The 19064-nt window shown below is 69.7% G+C and carries 12 protein-coding genes; 6 read left to right on the top strand and 6 right to left on the bottom strand.

The features are described from left to right. Window positions 1–442: 442 nt before the first annotated feature. The 3 genes from recQ to ACKN61_RS19345 all read right to left on the bottom strand — a co-directional run bounded on the left by recQ (window position 443) and on the right by ACKN61_RS19345 (window position 3696). Complete coding sequence (gene recQ / locus ACKN61_RS19355) at window positions 443–2257, bottom strand: DNA helicase RecQ (protein ID WP_408950839.1); 1815 nt, start codon at window positions 2255–2257, stop codon at window positions 443–445. Window positions 2258–2353: 96 nt separating this feature from the next. After that, window positions 2354–2803 carry a nuclear transport factor 2 family protein gene (locus ACKN61_RS19350; RefSeq protein ID WP_408950838.1) on the bottom strand — a complete coding sequence of 150 codons (450 nt, stop codon included), beginning with the start codon at window positions 2801–2803 and terminating at the stop codon, window positions 2354–2356. Then, window positions 2800–3696, bottom strand: coding sequence for a nuclear transport factor 2 family protein (locus ACKN61_RS19345; protein ID WP_408950837.1), 897 nt, complete (start codon window positions 3694–3696; stop codon window positions 2800–2802). The genes ACKN61_RS19350 and ACKN61_RS19345 overlap by 4 nt, the downstream gene beginning before the upstream one ends. A gap of 187 nt (window positions 3697–3883) precedes the next feature. Here ACKN61_RS19345 and ACKN61_RS19340 point away from each other — a divergent pair, with 187 nt between their 5' ends. After that, window positions 3884–4792 carry a LysR substrate-binding domain-containing protein gene (locus ACKN61_RS19340; protein WP_408950836.1) on the top strand — a complete coding sequence of 303 codons (909 nt, stop codon included), beginning with the start codon at window positions 3884–3886 and terminating at the stop codon, window positions 4790–4792. Window positions 4793–4899: 107 nt separating this feature from the next. Here ACKN61_RS19340 and ACKN61_RS19335 read toward each other — a convergent pair whose 3' ends face one another. Then, complete coding sequence (locus tag ACKN61_RS19335; RefSeq protein ID WP_408950835.1) at window positions 4900–5481, bottom strand: Dps family protein; 582 nt, start codon at window positions 5479–5481, stop codon at window positions 4900–4902. Window positions 5482–5615: 134 nt separating this feature from the next. Here ACKN61_RS19335 and hrpA point away from each other — a divergent pair, with 134 nt between their 5' ends. After that, window positions 5616–9677 (top strand): ATP-dependent RNA helicase HrpA, encoded by a 4062-nt coding sequence (gene hrpA, locus ACKN61_RS19330; RefSeq protein ID WP_408950834.1) that lies wholly within the window; start codon window positions 5616–5618, stop codon window positions 9675–9677. A 36-nt stretch (window positions 9678–9713) separates the two neighbouring features. Here hrpA and ACKN61_RS19325 read toward each other — a convergent pair whose 3' ends face one another. Both ACKN61_RS19325 and ACKN61_RS19320 read right to left on the bottom strand, forming a co-directional pair. Next, complete coding sequence (locus ACKN61_RS19325; RefSeq protein WP_057972666.1) at window positions 9714–10193, bottom strand: hypothetical protein; 480 nt, start codon at window positions 10191–10193, stop codon at window positions 9714–9716. 88 nt (window positions 10194–10281) lie between these two features. Further along, window positions 10282–10806: a hypothetical protein gene (locus tag ACKN61_RS19320; RefSeq protein ID WP_408950833.1), complete on the bottom strand. Its 525-nt coding sequence runs from the start codon at window positions 10804–10806 to the stop codon at window positions 10282–10284. A gap of 120 nt (window positions 10807–10926) precedes the next feature. Between ACKN61_RS19320 and ACKN61_RS19315 the strand changes: the two genes are divergently transcribed. The 4 genes from ACKN61_RS19315 (at window position 10927) to mrcB (ending at window position 19062) form a co-directional block, all read left to right on the top strand. Beyond that, entirely contained in the window at window positions 10927–13071 is a 2145-nt protein-coding gene (locus ACKN61_RS19315) for a RelA/SpoT family protein (RefSeq protein ID WP_408953869.1), read from the top strand. Window positions 13072–13571: 500 nt separating this feature from the next. Further along, a complete protein-coding gene (locus tag ACKN61_RS19310) occupies window positions 13572–14969 on the top strand; it encodes a hypothetical protein (protein ID WP_408950832.1) in 1398 nt (465 codons plus the stop codon). 283 nt (window positions 14970–15252) lie between these two features. After that, a complete protein-coding gene (locus tag ACKN61_RS19305; protein WP_408950831.1) occupies window positions 15253–16197 on the top strand; it encodes a glycosyltransferase family 2 protein in 945 nt (314 codons plus the stop codon). Window positions 16198–16659: 462 nt separating this feature from the next. Next, complete coding sequence (gene mrcB / locus ACKN61_RS19300; protein ID WP_408953868.1) at window positions 16660–19062, top strand: penicillin-binding protein 1B; 2403 nt, start codon at window positions 16660–16662, stop codon at window positions 19060–19062. The last annotated feature ends 2 nt before the right edge of the window (window positions 19063–19064 follow it).

The raw sequence follows: 19064 nt of genomic DNA, 5'->3' as shown, positions 1-19064 counted from the left end.
AAGTTACCCGCCGCTTTAGTGGCGGAAGCTCTTAGCGTTTGATCTTGATCTTGCTTGAGCCATTCGCCGCAAGATCGAAACACCGCGGTCGCGGCTTGTGACCGAAGGAAATCCAGTAGGACGCCGCTCCTACCCCTGCGAAAGCTTGTCGCTTCGATGGGCGTCATCAGCGTTGTCGCCTCTGCGCGTCCCGCGGTCGCGGCTCGCGCCGTCCTACCCCTGCGAAAGCTTGCCGCTTCGATGGGCGTCATCGGCGTTGTCGCCTCTGCGCGTCCCGCGGTCGCGGCTTGCGCCGCTCCTACTCCCGCGAAGGCGCGCTGCTTCGATGGGCGTCATCAGCATTGTCGTCTCTGCGCGTCCACGGTCGCGACTTACGTCGCTCCTACATGAGGCTGGCTGAAGCGACGAAGTCAGGTCGCGCCCCAGACCGCCAAGCGCAACCTCACCCTTGATCGAACAAGTGCTGCAACACCGCCTCGCCATAGCGATCCAACTTGCTGGCCCCGATCCCGGGAATACGCGCCAGCTCGTCGAGATCGTCCGGCGCATGCTCGGCGATCGCCCGTAAGGTGCTGTCGTGGAAGATCACATAGGCCGGGACGTTCTGCTCGCGCGCGGTGGTCGAACGCCATTCGCGCAGGGCGTTGAAACGCACCAGCGATTCCGGGTCGAGGTCGATCATCGGCGCCGCGCTCGCGCCGCCACGGGACTTGCGGGAGCCGCCTGCGGCCTTCGGTGCCTCGGTGCGGAAGCGCAGGCTGCGTTCGCCGCGCAGCACCGGGCCGCTGTCGGCGGTCAGGCGCAGGGCGCCATGGCGCTCGATGTCGGCTTCGAGCAGCCCGCCGGCCACCAACTGGCGGAACACGCTGCTCCATTGCTTGGCGTCGAGGTCGCTGCCGATGCCGAAGGTGCTGAGCTGTTCGTGGTTGAAGCGGGTGATCTTCTCGGTCTGCGCGCCGCGCAATACGTCGATGACGTGGCCGGCGCCGAAGCGTTGGCCGGTGCGGTATACGCAGGACAAGGCTTTGCGTGCGGCCTCGGTGCCGTCCCAGCTCTGCGGCGGCTCCAGGCAGTTGTCGCAATTGCCGCAGCCGCCCGGGTGCGGTTCGCCGAACCACCCCAGCAGGCTCTTGCGCCGGCATTCGGTGGACTCGCAAAACCCCAACAACGAATCCAGTTTGCGCAGTTCCAGGCGCTTGCGTTCTTCGCCGGCCTCGCCTTGCTGGATCAGCTGGCGCAGGTTGACCACATCGCCGAGGCCGTAGCACAGCCAGGCCTCGGCCGGTTCGCCGTCGCGGCCGGCGCGGCCGGTTTCCTGGTAATACCCCTCGATCGACTTGGGCAGGTCGATGTGGGCGACGAAACGTACGTCGGGTTTGTCGATGCCCATGCCGAAGGCGATGGTGGCGACCATGACCACGCCGTCTTCCTGCAGGAAACGGCGCTGGTTGCCGGCGCGCAGCGAGGCGTCCATGCCGGCGTGGTAGGGCAGGGCGCGGATGCCGGCGGCGACCAGTTGCTCGGCGATCGATTCCACGCGCTTGCGCGAGAAGGCGTAGACGATGCCGCTGTCGCCGCGATGCGCGCTGAGGAAATCGAGCAACTGGCGGGTGCCGTTGTCCTTGTGGACGACGCGGTAGCGCAGGTTCGGCCGGTCGAAGGAACTGACGAAGCGGCGCGCGTCTTCCAGGTTCAGGCGTTCGGCGATCTCGCGCTGGGTCGGCGCGTCGGCGGTCGCGGTCAGGGCGATGCGCGGGATGTCCGGCCAACGCTCGTGAAGGATGGTCAGTTCGCGATATTCGGGGCGGAAGTCGTGGCCCCATTGCGATACGCAGTGAGCCTCGTCGATCGCGAACAGCGAGATGCGGGCGCGGTCGATCAGCGACAGGCAGCGCGGGCTCAGCAGGCGCTCGGGGGCGACGTACAGCAGGTCGAGTTCGCCGTCGAGCAACTGCCGTTCGACCGCCGCGGCTTCGGCGGCGTCGAGGGTGGAGTTGAGGTAGGCCGCGCGCACGCCGAGCTGGCGCATCGCCTCGACCTGGTCCTGCATCAGTGCAATCAGCGGCGAAATGACCAGGCCGCAGCCATCGCGCAGTAAGGACGGGATCTGATAGCACAGCGACTTGCCGCCGCCGGTCGGCATCAGCACCAGGGCGTCGCCGCCGTCGATCACGTGTTGGACGATTTGGGCTTGTTCGCCGCGGAACGCGGTATGGCCGAAAACGCGATGGAGGAGTTCGAGTGCGGGCTGCTGCATGCGCCTAGTCTAGCGGCGCGGCGTCGCAGACGGTCGCGACGAGGCCGCGAGCGCCGCTGAAACGCGGTCGCCGTCGTGGCGCGTCAGGGCCGCGACTCAGCGCGAGCGCCGCTTGATGTGCCAGACGTTGCAGATCTTGTCGTTACGGACCTGATAGACCGTCAGACCGTCGACGGTTTTGCCGTCGGCGGTGCCGGTGACGCGTTCGCGCGCCACCACCATGTCGTCCAGCGATTGCAGGCCCAGGATCTCGACCCGCGGATGCGGGCGCTTGGCGAAGGCGGCGCGGTAATAGCGCGAACGCGCCTGCGGCGTGGCCTCGGCGATGAGGGGCTGTCCGGGCAGAGGTTCGTCGTCGCCGCGGCGCCAGGCGCCGGCATCGGCGGTGGCCTGGGCCAGGAAAGCCTCGGCGTCGGCGTCGTTCCAGGCCTGGACGTAGCGGCGGACCACGACTTCCTGGGCGTCGTCGGCGGCGACGATGGCGGCAACGGCGGCGCCCGCCGAGAGCGCCGACAGTGCGACCAGCAGGATGGGCATCGGCTTCATGGCCGCGCCCCGGCAGCGGCCGTGACGACCGCATCGGCGGGGCGGGCGATCTTCTGCAGCGGCCACAGGTCGAGGACGCGTCCGTCGCGGACGCGCAGGATCGCCAACATCTCGTAGGTCTCACCGGTGGCGGCCGGGGTGCCGCGGGTGCGGATGCGCTCGTGGGTCACGACCAGGTCGCCGACCGCGAAGGCATCGAGCAGGTCGACTTGCACCGACGGGCCGTCCGCATACAGCGCCCGGTAGGTCTTGGCGCGGCTGGCCTCGTCGACGACGGCGCGCGAGGGCAGGTCGGCCAGTTGGTGCGGGTCTTCGGCGCGGCGGAAGTGGCGGGCATCGGCGGCGAACAGGGCGAGGAAGCGTTCGGCGTCGGCGCGGTTGTTGGCCTCGACCAGCGCACGCGCGGTGGCCACGGCGCCGGCAGCCTGCGGCCGGTTGTCGGCGGTTTCCTTGCCGACATGCCACAGGTCTTCGATCAGGCCGTCGCGGACCCGGTACACCACCAGCAGGACCTGCGGCTCGGCGCGCTTAGGGTCGGTGATGCGGACCCGCGACACCACCAGTTCGCCGAGCGCGACCGTGCGGGTCTGCTCGATATGCGGGGTGTCCGGTTGCGCCATGGCCTTGGCGAAATGCGCGCGCAGGCGCTCGGCGCCGTACATCTGTTCCAGGCGCTTGCCGACCAGGGCGTGCGGGTCGGCGGGCAGGCCGAAGATCTGCGCCTGCGGGGCGTACAGGGCGAGGAAGGCTTCCAGGTCGTTGCGGTTGAGCGCGTCGAAGTCGGCGGCGACGACGGCGGCCGGCTCGGCCGCGGAGCCGGCCCCGGCCCCGGCCCCGGCCGGGATAAGGCCCATCAGGGCCAGCGAAAGCACAAGCGTGAATCGACGTTGCATGGCGGTGCTCCGGAGAGGCGAGGCGAGGCCTGTTTGCCCAAGCTCGGCTTTTGGCAGATAGTCCTGCCGCGGGCGGTGGCGACCGAGCCCGGCGCTACTGGGCTTGGGCTTCGGGACTAGGCTAGGAGCGGGTGGGGCGGCCGACAACGCGAAAATCGCGCCAGATGCATAAGGTCAGATTATGGATATGCCGACATTGCCGCCGCTCAGCGCGATCCGCGCCTTCGAGGCCGCCGCGCGCCTGCAGAGCTTCACCCGCGCCGCCGAGGAACTGGACATGACCCAGGCTGCGGTCAGTTACCAGATCAAGCGGTTGGAACAGCGGCTGGGCCTGGTGCTGTTCCAGCGCCTGCCGCGCAAGGTGGTGCTGACCCGGGCCGGCGAGCGGTTGGCGCCGACGGTGCTCGACAGCTTCCAGGCGCTGCGTTCGGCCTTCGCCCAAAGCCAGGCGCGCTCCGAAGCCGAACTGGCGATCACCTCGCTGCCGACCATCGGCGCCAACTGGCTGGTGCCGCGCCTGGGCGGGTTTCAGCTGGCGCATCCGCGGTTGGCGGTGCGCCTGGACACCGGCGTGCCCCTGGTCGACCTGGCCCAGGGCGAGTTCGACGTCGGCATCCGCAACGGCCGCGGCGAATGGCCAGGATTGAGCGCGCATTTCCTGTTGCCGGGCTTGTTCACGCCGCTGTGCAGCCCGGACCTGATCGAAAGCGGTGCGCTGCGGACGCCGGCGGACCTGTTGAGGCTGCCGCGGATCGGTCGCGAACGCTGGTGGCGCAGTTGGTTGGAGGCGGCGGGCGTCGGCGACGCCGATCTGTCGGCGCGGCCGGGGGTCGAACTGGGCGTCGAGCAATACGAAGTGACCGCGGCGATCGCCGGGCATGGCGTGGCGATCACCTCGCCGTTGTTCTTCCGCAGCGAACTCGCCTCGGGGCGGCTGGTGCAGCCGTTCGAACTGGTGCTGCGCGACGAGCGCGACTATTGGCTGGCCTATCCCGAGGTGCGTCGCGGCAGTGCCAAGATCCGCGCTTTCCGCGATTGGTTGCTGGCGCAGGCCCAGGCCGACGCGCAGGGCTGGGACGGCGGCGGCCCGCGCTGAGGCCGGCGACCGACCACGAAAAACCCCTGTCCCGCAGAGCGAAACAGGGGTTCGGTACCGCGCGGCGGGGCGGCGCGGACGCTCCGCGCAGGCCCGCCTTCAACGGTTTACTGCAGCAGCGAACGCAGCATCCACGCATACTTCTCGTGGGTCTGCAGACGCTGGGTCAGCAGGTCTTCGGTCGGGGCGTCGTCGACGTCGTCGGCCTGGTCGAGTACCTTGCGCGCGGTGCGGCAGACTGCTTCGTTGCCGACCACCAGCTGGCGGACCATCTCGCGCCAGTCGGCGCTGTCGGTCAGGCCCGGCTCTTCGGTGATCGAGGACAGCTTGACGAACTCGGCGTAGGAACCCGGTGCGTTGAAGCCCAGCGCGCGAATGCGCTCGGCGATGTCGTCCAGCGCGGTCCACTGCTCGGTGTACTGGGTCTCGAACATGACGTGCAGGGCGTTGAACATCGGGCCCGTCACGTTCCAATGGAAGTTGTGGGTCTTCAGGTACAGGGTGTAGCTGTCGGCCAGGAAGCGCGACAGACCTTCGGCGATCTTCTTGCGATCGCCCGACGAGATCCCGATATCGATCGAGGGTGCGCTGTCGGCGGCCGACGGCGACGCGGCCGGGCTGACCGATGCCTTGTCCGATTTGGTCTTGTCCGTTTTGCTGGTCTTGGCGGGCTTGTTGGGCTTGGCCATGTGCGACTCCTTCTCCGATGCGGGCGATCGAACGGTTTCGATCGGGGGTTTTTAAACAATGCGGCGACAATAGGCGCAGTCGGCCGCGAAGTGAAATGGTTTGTGCCTAACGTTGCAATGCGAACGATCTATCGATGAAGAGTACCGATTCCAATCAGTCTAGCCACGAGAATGCTAGTGCCACGTTACGACAGGCGCGGCATGCGATCGATGGCGCCTTGAGCCGCGACCGCGGCCGCTTGCACGGCCTGTGGTCGCGCTGGAGCGGCAAGCCCGGCGACGAGCGCGCGCGCGCTGCATTCGCGCAGGCCCTGGCGGCATCGGTGGCGCAGCGCGAAGCGCGGGCGGCCTCGCTGCCGCGCGCGCCGGTCGACCCGGCTTTGCCGATCGCGGCCGAAGCCGAGCGCATCGTCGAGTTGATCCGCAAGCATCCGGTGGTGGTGATCGCCGGCGAGACCGGCTCGGGCAAGACCACCCAGTTGCCGAAGCTGTGCCTGGCCGCCGGGCGCGGCGCCGCCGGCATGATCGGCTGCACCCAGCCGCGCCGCATCGCCGCGCGCGCGGTCGCCCGGCGCGTGGCCGAGGAATTGCAGACGCCGCTCGGCGAGACCGTCGGCTACCAGGTCCGCTTCAACGACAACGTCGGCGAGCGCACCGCGATCAAGTTCATGACCGACGGCATTCTGCTGGCGGAGATCCAGTCCGACCGCTGGTTGTCGGCCTACGACACGATCCTGATCGACGAGGCCCACGAGCGTAGCCTCAACATCGACTTCCTGCTCGGCTATCTGAAGCAACTGCTGAAGAAGCGGCCCGACCTGAAGATCATCGTGACCTCGGCGACCATCGACACCGAGCGCTTCGCCGCGCATTTCGACGGCGCGCCGGTGGTCAGCGTCGAGGGCCGCGGCTATCCGGTCACGGTGCGCTACCGGCCTTTGGAAGGCGAGGGCGAGAGCCAGGCCGACGGCCGCGTGCGCGAGGCCCGCCAGGGCGAACGCAGCGTCAACGACGGCATCGTCGCGGCCTGCGACGAAATCACCCGCGAAGACCCGCGTGGCGACGTGCTGATCTTCCTGTCCGGCGAGCGCGAAATCCGCGACGCCCACCAGGCGCTGGAGCGGCGCAAGTACCGCGAGACCGAAGTGCTGCCGCTGTACGCGCGGCTGTCGGTGCGCGACCAGGACCGGGTGTTCAACCCCGGGCCGAAGCGCCGCATCGTGCTCGCCACCAACGTCGCCGAGACCTCGCTGACGGTGCCGCGGATCCGCTACGTGGTCGACCCGGGTCTGGCCCGGGTCAAGCGTTACAGCCCGCGCGGCAAACTCGACCGGCTGCACATCGAACCGGTCTCGCAAGCCAGCGCCGACCAGCGCAAGGGCCGCTGCGGCCGCATCAGCGAAGGCACCTGCTACCGCCTCTACAGCGAGGCCGATTTCGAGTCGCGGCCGCGCTACACCGACCCGGAAATCCGCCGCGCCGCCCTGGCCGGGGTGATCCTGCGCATGCTGTCGCTGGGCCTCGGACATATCGAGGACTTCCCGTTCCTGGAACCGCCGGACGGCCGCGCCATCGCCGACGGCTGGCAACAGCTGTCGGAACTCGGCGCGGTCGGCGAGGACAAGAAGCTCACCGCCACCGGCCGGACCATGGCGCGCTTGCCGGTCGACGTGAAACTCGCGCGCATGCTGGTGGCGGCCAATGCCCACGGCTGCCTGCGCGAGATGATCGCGATCGCCGCCTTCCTCGGCATCCAGGACCCGCGCGAGCGTCCGTCCGACCAGCGCGCCGCCGCCGACAACGCGCATGCCGAGTTCGCCGACCCGCGTTCGGAGTTCGTCGGCATCCTTAAATTGTGGGATGCCTACCAGAGCGCCCACGAAGAGCTGACCCAATCCAAGCTGCGCAGTTGGTGCGAGAAGCATTTCCTCGGCTTCCTGCGCATGCGCGAGTGGCGCGAGCTGCACCGGCAGTTGAAGCTCGTGTGCGAGGAGACAGGGCTTGGGACTCGGAACTCGGGACTCGATCAGCCTGGTGCCGCCGCTTCTTCGAATCCCGAGTCCCCGGTCCCGAGTCCCGAGGGTTACGCCAGGTTGCACCGCGCGCTGATCGCCGGCCTGCCGACCCAGATCGGTTTCCGCGCCGACCGCGGTTTCTACGACGGCCCGCGCGGGCGCAAGTTCCAATTGTTCCCCGGCTCGCCGCTGGCCAAGAAGCCGCCGCCGTGGGTGTTGTCGGCGACCCTGCTCGACACCGAGCGGGTGTGGTCGATGACCAACGCCACGATCGAGCCGGACTGGGCGATCCAGGAGCTGCCGCATCTGCTCGCGCGGCGCCATCACGACCCGCGCTGGGCGCGCTCGCAAGGGCGGGTAGTCGGCAGCGAACAGATCAGTCTGTTCGGCCTGGTGCTCGCGCCGAAGCGGCCGATCCATTACGGCGCGCTGTACCCGGAGGAAAGCCGCGCGATCTTCGCCCGCGACGCCCTGGTGACCGGCGAGATCAACACCCGCTCGGCGTTCCTGGCGCGCAACCTCGCCACCCTGGCCAAGGCCCACGACGAAGAAGCCAAGCAACGCCGCGCCGGCCTGGTCGTCGACGAGGAATGGATGGCGCAGTGGTACCTCGACCGCTTGCCGGCGCAGGTCCACAACGTGCAGGCGCTGGACGCCTGGTACCACAAGCTGCCGGCCGAGGAAAAAGCCAAGCTGGAGTGGTCGAACGCGGATCTGATGATCGGCGGCGAAAGCGAGGCCGCGCGGTTCCCGCCGTATCTGCAGCTCGGCAATGCGAGGCTGGCGGTGAGCTATCGCTTCGAGCCGGGCGCGGCCGACGACGGCATGACCCTGGCGGTGCCGCTGCACCTGCTCAACGCGCTCGACCCGGCGCAGCTGTCGTGGCTGGCGCCGGGGTTCGTCGCCGACAAGGCCGCGGCCCTGATCAAGAGCCTGCCGAAGATCCTGCGCCGCAACTTCGTGCCGGCGCCGGATTTCGCCAAGGCTTTCCACGAGGCACACAGCAAACCCGAGGCCGACGACCTGGTCGGCACGCTCGCGCGTTTCCTGCGCAAGCTGACCGGAGTCGAGGTGGCGGCGACGGATTTCGATCCGGCTTCGATCGAGCCGCATCTGCGCATGAACCTGCGTCTGCTCGAGCTCGCCGATCCGCGTGCCGACCAGGGCGCCGGCAAGGGCGGCGACAAGGCCCAGGCCGCGGTGGTGCTGGCCGAGTCGCGCGACCTCGACGAACTGCGCGCGCGCTTCGGCGAGCGTGCGGCGCGTGCCTTCGCCGCGCGCGCCGCCGACGGCTTCGGCCAGCGCGGCCTGACCGCGTTCCCGGAGCAGGCGATCCCGATGTCGGTGCCCGGCGCGGCCGGCGTGCCGGCGTTCCCGGCCCTGCACGACGATGGCGACACGGTCTCGTTGCGCGTGCACGCCGAGCGCGAGGCCGCGTTGCGCGCGCATCCGGGCGGGGTGCGGCGTCTGCTGGCGCTGGCGATGGCCGACAAGCTCAAACAGGCGCGCAAGCAACTGCCGGTGCAGGCCAAGACCGGCTTGCTGTACGCCGCGATCGAATCGGCCGCACCGCGCCAGAACGGCCTGCGCGACAGCGACCGGCTGCGCGAGGATCTGGTTGACGGCGCCCTGCAATCCCTGCTCGGCGACGATGCCGAACTGATCGCGGTGCGCGATGCGGCGGCCTTCGAGGCCCGTCGCGAGGCGGTCGCGCGCAAGCTGTTCCCGGAGGCGACCGAACGCCTGGCGCAGGCCGAGGCCATCCTGAGCGCGGTCGCCGACGTGCGTTCGCGCCTGGAGTCGTCGTTGATGGGCTGGGCCAGCGGCAACCTCGACGACATGCGCGCGCAGCTCGCGCGGCTGACGCCGCCGGGCTTCCTGCGCAATGTCGCGACCGCGGCCTTGGCGGAGTACCCGCGTTATCTGAAGGCTTTGTCGGTGCGCAGCGAGCGGGCCTTGCGCGATCCGGTGCGCGACCAGGCGCGGATGCTGGAACTCAAGCCCTTCGTCGAGGCCTTCGATGCCGCGAACGCCGCTGGCCGGGCCGAGGCTGCCGGCTGGCAGGCGCTGCGCTGGGAGATCGAGGAACTGCGGGTGTCGCTGTTCGCCCAGGAGCTGGGCGTGCGCGGCGGCGTGTCGCCGAAGAAGCTCGCGCAGCGACTGGCGTCGTTGCGCGGTTGAGCCGTAAGCAGAAGCGCGCCTTCGGGCGCGCCGCGCTCAGTCGAGGCGGCGGACCTTGGCCTTCGGCGTCTGCCCTTCGACTTCCAGGAACCAGCCACCCATCAGGCCGGGCTTGATGGTGACCTTCGGCGGCGGCACCGGCTTGCCGAGGAACAGCGAGCCTTCGGTCACCCGCCAGCGCTGGCCGTTTTCGAGTTCGAACACGGTGCCGATCGACCAGCCGCGGAACTCGCCCTTGAGCGCGCTCTGCACCGGTTCCACGTCGCCGCGGTCGAGCAGTCCCTTGCGTTCCGAACGCACCGCCTTGGTGGCCTCGGCGACAGCCGCGGTCTGCTCCTGCGACAGCAACTCGTTGAGCAGGGCCAGTTGCTGTGGCGACAGGGTGTCGAGCCCGGTGGCCTTCATCTGTTCGGCATTGAAGCGTTGTTCGACCGCGACATAGGGACGCTCGGCGCCGAACGCGGCGGGCGCGATCGCGAGCAGGACGGCAACGGTCAACGAGGACAGCACACGCATGTCGGACTCCGGACGGGGCAGCGGCGAAACGGCGAAGGAGAACGCCCGCCCGCCGACGCCGTGGGCGTGGGCGCGCGGGCGGCATTCATTACTTGATGCGGGTGACCTTGGCGCGGGTGTTGTAACCGTCCACCGAGAGGAACCAGGCGCCGCCGATCACGCTGGGGTTGATGCGCACCTGCGGCGAATCCAGGTGCACGCCGGGCAGGTCGACGCCGTCGACCTGGCGCCATTCCTGGCCGTTGTCGAGCACGTAGACCTGGCCCTGGCCGTAGCCGTCGAACTTGCCGTTGAGGCGGGCGACCACCGCTTCGCGCGAGCCCGAACCGAGGAAACCGCGGTTCTCGTGCTTGACCAATTCGCGGGTTTCTTCCTTGGCCTTGACCACGGCCTTGCTGGTCTCCGCGTCGAGGGTGCGGTTGAGCCAGGCGTTCAGATTGGCGAGCTGTTCCGGGCTGAGCTGGTCGAGACCGGCGGCCTTGAACTGTTCGGCGCTCATCTGTTGTTCGATCTTGGACTGGGCGAGGGCGGCCGGCGCGCTCAGCGCCAGGGCGATCGCGACACCAGCGGCGATCAGCAAGGGACGCAATGCGGAAGGGTGAATCGCGGACATCGTGCTGTTCCTCGGGGCGGTTGCTCGCTAGTGTAGTCGCTCGTCCCTTGCGCTTCGAACCTCTTCTCCCCCGCTGTGAACGCGTCTCCCGCCGAGTCCCGCCATTCCCCTGCCGACGTGCTGGCTCTGCCTGCGGCGGCGATCATCGCCGGGCCCTTGCGCAAGGCGCTGGAAGCCGCCGTGCAGGCGCCGGAGGCCGGCGAGGGCGCGCTCGATTCGCCGGCCGTCATCGCCGCCACCCTGGACGCGCTGGCCCTGCTCGACGCCGACAGCGACACGGTCGCGGCGGCGATCCTGCACGCCTACCCGGGCTGGGCGAAGGCGCTCGGGCCGGGCTTCGAACGCGAGCATCCCCTGTTGGCGGCCTTGCTCGACGGCCAGCGCGCCGCCGGCCAGGTCTGGGCGCTGCATGCCGAACAAGGCCGGCGCTCGGGCACCGAGGGCCTGCGCCGATTGCTGTTGGCGATCGTGCGCGACCTGCGGGTGGTGCCGATTCTGTTGGCGCGGCAACTGGCGCGCATGCGCCATGCCGAACGCCTGCCGCCGGACACCCGGCGCGAATTGGCGGCGCTGACCCGCGACATCCATGCGCCGCTGGCCAACCGGCTCGGCATCTGGCAGCTCAAGTGGGAGCTGGAAGACCTGGCCTTCCGCTACCTGGAGCCGCAGACCTACCAGAAGATCGCGCGCCTGCTCGACGAGAAGCGCGGCGACCGCGAGCGCTACATCGAACAGGTCAAGCGCACCCTGCGCGAGGCGATGGCCGCGCAGGGCCTCAAGGCCGAAGTCGCGGGCCGGCCCAAGCACATCTACAGCATCTGGAAGAAGATGCAGCGCAAGGACGTGCCGATCGGCGAGCTCTACGACCTGCGCGCGGTGCGGGTCATGGTCGAGGACCTGGCCTCGTGCTACGCCGCGCTCGGCGTGGTGCATGCGCAGTGGACGCCGATCCCGAGCGAGTTCGACGACTACATCGCCCGGCCCAAGCGCAACGACTACCGTTCGCTGCACACCGCCGTGGTCGGGCCCGAGGGCAAGACCCTGGAAGTGCAGATCCGCACCGAAGAGATGCACCGCCAGGCCGAACTCGGCGTGGCCGCGCACTGGAAATACAAGGAAGTCGGCAGCCACAGTGCCGACGCCGCGTTCGACCGCAAGATCGCCTGGATGCGGCGCCTGCTCGACAGCAAGAGCGAAGGCGGCAGCGACGGCGCCGATGCCGCGCTGGCGAGCGAGCTGGATACCGAGTTGGTCGAGGACCGGGTCTACGTGCTGACGCCGAAGGGCGAGGTGATCGACCTGCCGACCGGCGCCACGCCGCTGGATTTCGCCTACCACGTGCACACCGAGGTCGGGCACCGCTGCCGCGGCGCCAAGGTCGACGGCCGCATCGTCCCGCTCGACCACAAGCTGCGCAGCGGCGACCGGGTCGAGATCCTGACCGCCAAGACCGGCGAACCGCGCCGCGACTGGCTGGTCGCGGCGAACGGCTTCCTGGCCAGCAACCGTTCGCGGGAAAAGGTCCGCAACTGGTTCCACAAGCTCGACCGTTCGCGCAACGAACAGGCCGGGCGCGAGCTGCTCGACAAGGAATTGCGCCGGCTCGGCGTGCTCGGCGCCGACCTGGCCCCGGCGCGCGCCCGGTTCAACCTGGCCAACGACGAGGACCTGTACGTGCAGGTCGCGCTGGGCGACATCGGTCCGCACCAGATCGGCCGTGTTCTGCTCGAACACGAGCGCGCGCTGTCGGCGCCACCACCGTCGGCCGCGCCGACCTCGACCACCACGATCCCACCGGCGCCGCGCAAGACCCCCGGCAAGTCCACCGATTTCACCGTCGAGGGCGTCGGCAACCTGCTGGTGCAGATCTCGCGTTGCTGCCAGCCGCTGCCTGGCGAGCCGATCGCCGGCTACCTGACCCGCGGCCGCGGCGTCAGCGTGCACCGTCCCGACTGCAGCGCCTTCGTCCGCCTCGCCGCGGCCCAGCCGCAGCGCGTGCTGCCGGTGGAGTGGGGCCGTAAGGGCAGCGGCTACGAGGTCGATATCGAAGTGCTGGCGCTCGATCGCAAATGGTTGCTGAAAGAAGTCACCAACGTCATCGCCCAGGCCAATGCCCACGTGATCAGCATCCGCAGCGACGTCGAGCGCAGCAGCGCCCAGATCCGCCTGCGCCTGCGCCTGCGGGTGGCCGACTACGGCCAGCTCTCGACCCTGCTCGGCAAGCTGTCCTCGCTGCCCGGCGTGGAGTATGCGCAGCGGCATTGAGGCGCAGGCGCGGCATCATTCCCGCGCCGCGCGCTGTCCCTGTAGGAGCGGCGTAAGCCGCGACCGCGAATCGGCACCAGCCCGCGAAACCGGTCCCGCGTGGAAAATCAGCCGGCCTTTTTCGATGGATACGCAGTCTCCTGACGGTAATGTCGCAGTTCTGTTTCCACGGTCGCGGCTTACGCCGCTCCTACAGGGAGGGCTACGGTTTCCGCCCCAAGGCGGATGCGTCCCCGGAGACAATTGGCACACACGCTGAAGAAGACGCGGCAGTCATGCACCGGCGTTATCCTGTCGCGGTGAAGCGCGATCCGCCGTCTCCCTCCGACACCTCTGCCGTGCGCATCGAACCGCTGGCCGGGGATTACAGTGCCCTGCGCTTCGATCGGGCACCCCCCGGGGAGCGCGACAACGGCTTGCGTGCCCGGCGCTGGGGTCTGCGTGGCGCAATCCTGGTCGCTGCCGGTTTACTGCTAGTGCTGGTCCTCGGACGGCAGGCGATGTCGGAATGGCTGTGGCCGGACACCCGCGCGCAGAGCCTGCGCGAAGAAGCGACCCAGGCCCTGGCCGAAGGCCGGCTAAGTTCGGCCGATGGCCACGGCGCGCGCGAGTTGTTCGAGGCCGCGCTGGCCCTCGACCCCGACCGCAGCGACGCCCGCGAAGGCCTGGTCAAGGTCGGCCGGGTCGCGCTCGATCAGGCCGGCCAGGCGATCGACCGCGGACACTTCGACTTCGCCCGCCAACAGCTCGATCTGGCTCGCCAGCTGGCGACGCCGCGCGACCGGGTCGAGGCCATGGCGCGCCGGCTGCGCGAACGCGAGGCGGCCCACGCCGGGCTCGACCGGCTGGTCGCCGAAGCCGCGAGCGCACGCGCGCAGGGCCGGCTCGACGGTGCGCCGTATGCGGCGCTGCCGCTGTATCTGCGCGTGCTCGCGCTGCAACCGCAACGCAACGACGCCCTCGAAGGCCGCGACGATACCCTCGCCGATCTGCTGCAGTCGGCGCGCAAGGCGCTGGCCGACGGCGACCTCGCGCGCGGCGCGGCGGGCATCCAGCGCGTACAGGCCGCCGACCCCGGTCATGCCGATCTGCCGGATGCGCTGAACCTGCTCGAAAGCCATGTCGAACGGCGCCGCCGCGACAGCGACCTGGCGCTGCGCCGGCAGCGTTTCGACGACGCGCGCGCCGGTTACAGCGACCTGCTCGCCGTCCATGCCGACGACGACGCGGCGCGGCGCGGGCTGGCCGCGGTCGCCAACGCCTATGCCGCGCGCAGCGAGCGCCTCGCCGCGGATTTCCGTGTCCCCGAGGCCGAGGCCGTGCTGCTGCAGGCGCGCGGTATCGCCGAGAGCGCGGCGATCGAGGTGCCGGCGGTCGCGCTGGCCCAGCAGCACCTCGACCGCGCCCGCGAATCGCGCAAGCGCTTCGAGCAGCAGGCGCCGGCCGCGCAACGCCAATCGCTGCGCCGCCTGTTGAGCGAAGCCGCCGCCGCCGAGCAGCGCGGCGACCTGCTGACCCCGCCGGGCGACAGCGCCTACGACAAATTGCGCGCGGCTCAGGCGATCGCGCCGCAGGACCCCGCGGTGCGCGCCGCCGCCGCGCGCCTGTTGCCGGCCGCCAAGCGTTGCTTCGACAAGGAACTCAGCGCCAACCGACTGTCGCGCGCCGGCGAATGCCTGGATGCGCGGCGCGCGCTCGAAGGCGGCGGTGCGCCGGCGCGCGAAGCCGCCGCGCGCCTGGCCCAGCGCTGGATCGCGGTCGGCGACGAACGCCTCGGCGCCGGCGAACTGCGCGCCGCCCGCAGCGCGCTCGACGCCGCCCGTTCGCTCGACGCCCGCGCCGCCGGCATCGAAGAACTCAGTGCCCGCGTGCGCAGCGCCGAGGCGGCTTCGAACTGAGGCGGGCGCCCACTCGTACGCGCCCGCACTTCGATCCGCGGTCCGATCCGACGGATCGACGCACGGCGCCCCGGCCGCCGCTGAGCGATAATGGCGCCGATGCCCGCCAGTCCGCGATACCTTCCTTGTCCCGATCCGACTTTCTTTGCCGCTCACTGCTCGTCCATGCAGTCCGTTCGTTCGGGCAGACAAGGGGCGGGGGAATGACTGCGTCCACGAGCACCCCGCGGATCGTTGCTTGGACGGCAAGCATCGCTTCGCAGTCGGCCCGGATCGCGCTGACATGAGCAGCGCCAGCCAGGCCACGGCGAACCCTCGCATCGACGTCAGCGCCGCCATCGTCACCTACCACCCGCAGATCGAGCTGCTGGAACGCGTGATCGCCGCGGTCAGGGACCAGGTCGGTCGCGTGCAGATCTTCGACAACGCCAGCACCGGCGAGGCGCTGGAGGCGTATTTCGAGCGGCTGCGCGGGCAGGGCATCGAGGTGTTCCGCTCCGAGCGCAACGTCGGCCTGGGCAGCGCCATCAACCACGCCGCGCGCGCCGCGCGTGCGGCCGGGTTCGGGCAGGTGCTGTTGATGGACCAGGACAGCATCGTCGACCCGGACATGGTCGCCGTGCTGATGCGCCACCTGCAGCAGCTGCGCGGGCAGGGGCCGGTGGCCGCGGTCGGGCCGCAGTTCCGCGACGAACGCACCGGCGAGGTCGCACCGTTCGTGCAGATCGCCTTCCCGATGAACCGCAAGCTCTACGGCGGGCCGGGGCAGGTGGTCGACTGCGATTTCCTGATCACCTCGGGCACCCTGTTGCCGCTGGACGTGCTCGACACCGTCGGCGGCATGGACGAGGGCTTGTTCATCGACAACGTCGACATCGAATGGAGCTCGCGCGCGCGCCATCGCGGCTATCGCCTGTACGGCATCTGCGATGCGCGCATGCAGCACCGCATCGGCGACCTGGTCCAGGTCTCCCGTCTGGTTCCCTACCGCACCGTCGTGCACAGCCCGACCCGGCTGTACTACATGATGCGCAACCGCGTGCTGCTGTACCGCCGCGCCGAAGTGCCGCGCCGCTGGATGGCGCAGGACCTGCCGCGGCTGGTCCTGAAATTCGTCGGCACCGCCTTGTTGTTGAAGCCGCGCATGGCCTATCTGCGCGCGATGCTGCGCGGCCTGCGCGACGGCCTGCGAGGCCGCGACGGGGTGATGCCGCGTGATCTCGGCTGAAAAACAAGGCCGAAGCTCCTGCCCAAGCGCGACATCGCCCCCGCCCAAGCAACCACCCATAACCTACGACCGAGCGACCCCGCCGGCACCGGCCGCGCGACTCGTCCTAACTCCCTCTCGGTAAAAACAAAGCCGAAGCTTCTGCCCAAGCGCGACATCGCCCCGGCCAAAAACACCGGCAACCCGCGACCCGGCAGCCCCTGCGTGCCCAGCCATCGCCCGAGGCCCGTCGACCGCCCCGTCGGCCCTAGCGCCCCAGCCATCGCCAGCTCCGGCCGCTGCCCCCGAATCACCCCGCCCAGACCGCATCGCATCCACCCCCGCCGGCCCCTCCAGCCCCAGCCTCAGCCTGCATTCACCGGGTATGAACGCCGATGCCGCCGCCGCGGGGCCCCAGGCACGGGCTCCGGATGCCTGCGCTAGACTTGCCGCGACTCCCTGTGTTGCATATCCGTGGCCCGAATCGATTACGACGAAGACGAGCTCGACAACGACGGTAATGACGGCGACGGCCATGCGCCGACCTGGCGCCGCCGACTGGTGACCTGGGCCCTGGCCGCGATCGGCCTGGGGCTCGGTTTCCTGATTCCGTACACGCTCTATCTCAATCACGAGGTCGGCCAGCGCTTCGGTCAGTTGCGCTGGCAGATTCCGACCCGGGTCTATGCGCGTCCGCTCGAACTGGCGCCGGGCCAGGCCCTGGATCCGGGCACGCTGAAGACCGAACTCGACGCCGCCTCCTATCGCGAGGACAGCGGCGAGCGCCCCGGTACCTATGCCCGCCAGGGCGGCCGTTTCACCGTCGCCAGCCGCGGTTTCAACGATGTCGACGGCGCCGTGCCGGCACGGCGTATCGAAGTCGTGGTGTCCGGCGGCCGCGTTGCCAGCCTGCGCGACCTGACCTCGCGCAAGTCGCTGAAGACCACGCGCCTGGACCCGGCGCGCATCGCCACGCTGTATGGGCAGAAGCAGGAAGAGCGCCGCCTGGTGCGGATCGAGGAAGTGCCCGAATTGCTGGTCACCGGCCTGCAGGCCGTCGAGGACCGCGACTTCGCCCATCACATGGGCATCGACCTCAGCGGCATGGCGCGCGCGGCGTTCAAGAACGTCGCCGCCGGCCGCGCCAAGCAGGGCGCCAGCACCCTGACCCAGCAGCTCGCGCGCAGCGGCCTGCTCGGCATCGGCCAGGAACAGACCCTGACCCGCAAGGGCAAGGAAATCATCTACGCCCTGCTGATGGAGGCGCGCTACGACAAGCGCACCATCCTCGAGGCGTATTTCAACCAGGTCTATCTCGGCCAGCGCGGCTCGCAGGCCATCCATGGCGTCGCTGCGGCCTCCGAGTTCTGGTTCGGCCGCGACCTGCGCGACCTCAACACCGAACAGATTGCGTTGCTGATCGGCATCGTGCGCGGCCCGTCCTACTACGACCCGCGGCGCAATCCCGAGCGCGCGCTGGAGCGGCGCAATTTCGTCCTCGGCGAGATGCACGAGACCCAGCTGATCGACGACAAGGAATACCAGCGCGCGCTGAAGACGCCGCTCGGCATCACCTCCAATCCCGGCAGCGTCGCCGCCAATCGTTTCCCGGCGTATGTCGACCTGGTCCGCCGCCAACTCGCGCGCGACTACCCGGCCGATGCGCTCGCCGGCGCCGGCCTCAGCGTCATGAGCGGCATGTCGCCGTCGGCGCAGGCGCAGGCCGAGGGCGCGGTCGCGCGCACCCTCAAGAGCCTGGACAGCAAGCGCCGCCCGCCGTTGCAGGCTGGCCTGGTCGTCACCGACGTGCACAACGGCGAAGTCGTGGCCGTGGTCGGCAGCCGCGAGTTCACCGAGCACGGGTTCAATCGCGCGGTCGAAGCGCAGCGGCCGGTCGGCTCGCTGTTGAAGCCGTTCGTGTACCTGCTGGCGTTGGCGCAGCCGAACGAATTCAGCCTGGCCTCGTGGGTCGACGACTCGCCGGTCACGGTCAAGCTCGGCCGCGGCCGCAACTGGAACCCCGGCAATTCCGACGGCCGCAGCCATGGCCTGGTGCGCATGATCGATGCGCTGGCCATGTCCTATAACCAGGCCACGGTGCGCATCGGCATGAAGGTCGCGCCGGAACGCGTCGCCGACCTGATCAAGACCCTGGCCGGCATCGAAGCGCCGAACAACCCCTCGCTGATCCTCGGTGCGGTCGACCAGAGCCCGTATGCGATGGCGCAGCTGTACCAGTTCCTCGCCTCCGGCGGCGAAATCCAGCCCCTGCATGCGGTGCGCGGCGTGCTCGGCAGCGACGGCAAGGCGGTCAAGCGTTACGACAAGGAACCGGCCCCGGCGCAGGAAGGCGACGCGATCGCCGCGCGCCTGATCACCATCGCCCTGCAGCAGGCGGTCAGCAACGGCACCGGCCGGCAGTTGATCGGCGACGGCCTCGGCCGTCTCTCGCCCGCAGGCAAGACCGGTACCAGCAACGACGGCCGCGACAGCTGGTTCGCCGGCTGGACCGGCGATCACCTGGCGGTGATCTGGGTCGGCAACGACCAGAACCAGACCACCGGCCTGTACGGTGCGACCGGCGCGATGCGGGTGTGGTCGGCGATCTTCTCGCGCCTGCCGACCGCGCCGCTCAAGGTCACCGACAAGGGCCTGGACTGGCAGGCGGTGATCGGCACCCATACCACCGACGCGAGCTGCGTCGGCGCGCGCCGCTTCCCGTTCGTGGCCGGCTTCGCGCCGGAATACGCGCCGTGCCCGGCGCCGCAGGCCGAAGGCGAAGCCTCCGGCGGCGGCTGGCGCGAGTGGTTCGGTATCGGCAAGGACAAGGAAGAACCTGCGCGCGAACCGGCGCCGTCTCCCGATTCCCCGCCCCCGGAGCAGTAAGT

Source organism: Lysobacter sp. Hz25, assembly GCF_046097045.1.
In the GTDB taxonomy this organism is placed as follows: Bacteria; Pseudomonadota; Gammaproteobacteria; order Xanthomonadales; family Xanthomonadaceae; genus Lysobacter; species Lysobacter antibioticus_B.
Note: the sequence above shows the minus strand (reverse complement) of the source record. Positions and strands in the feature narration are given on the sequence as shown.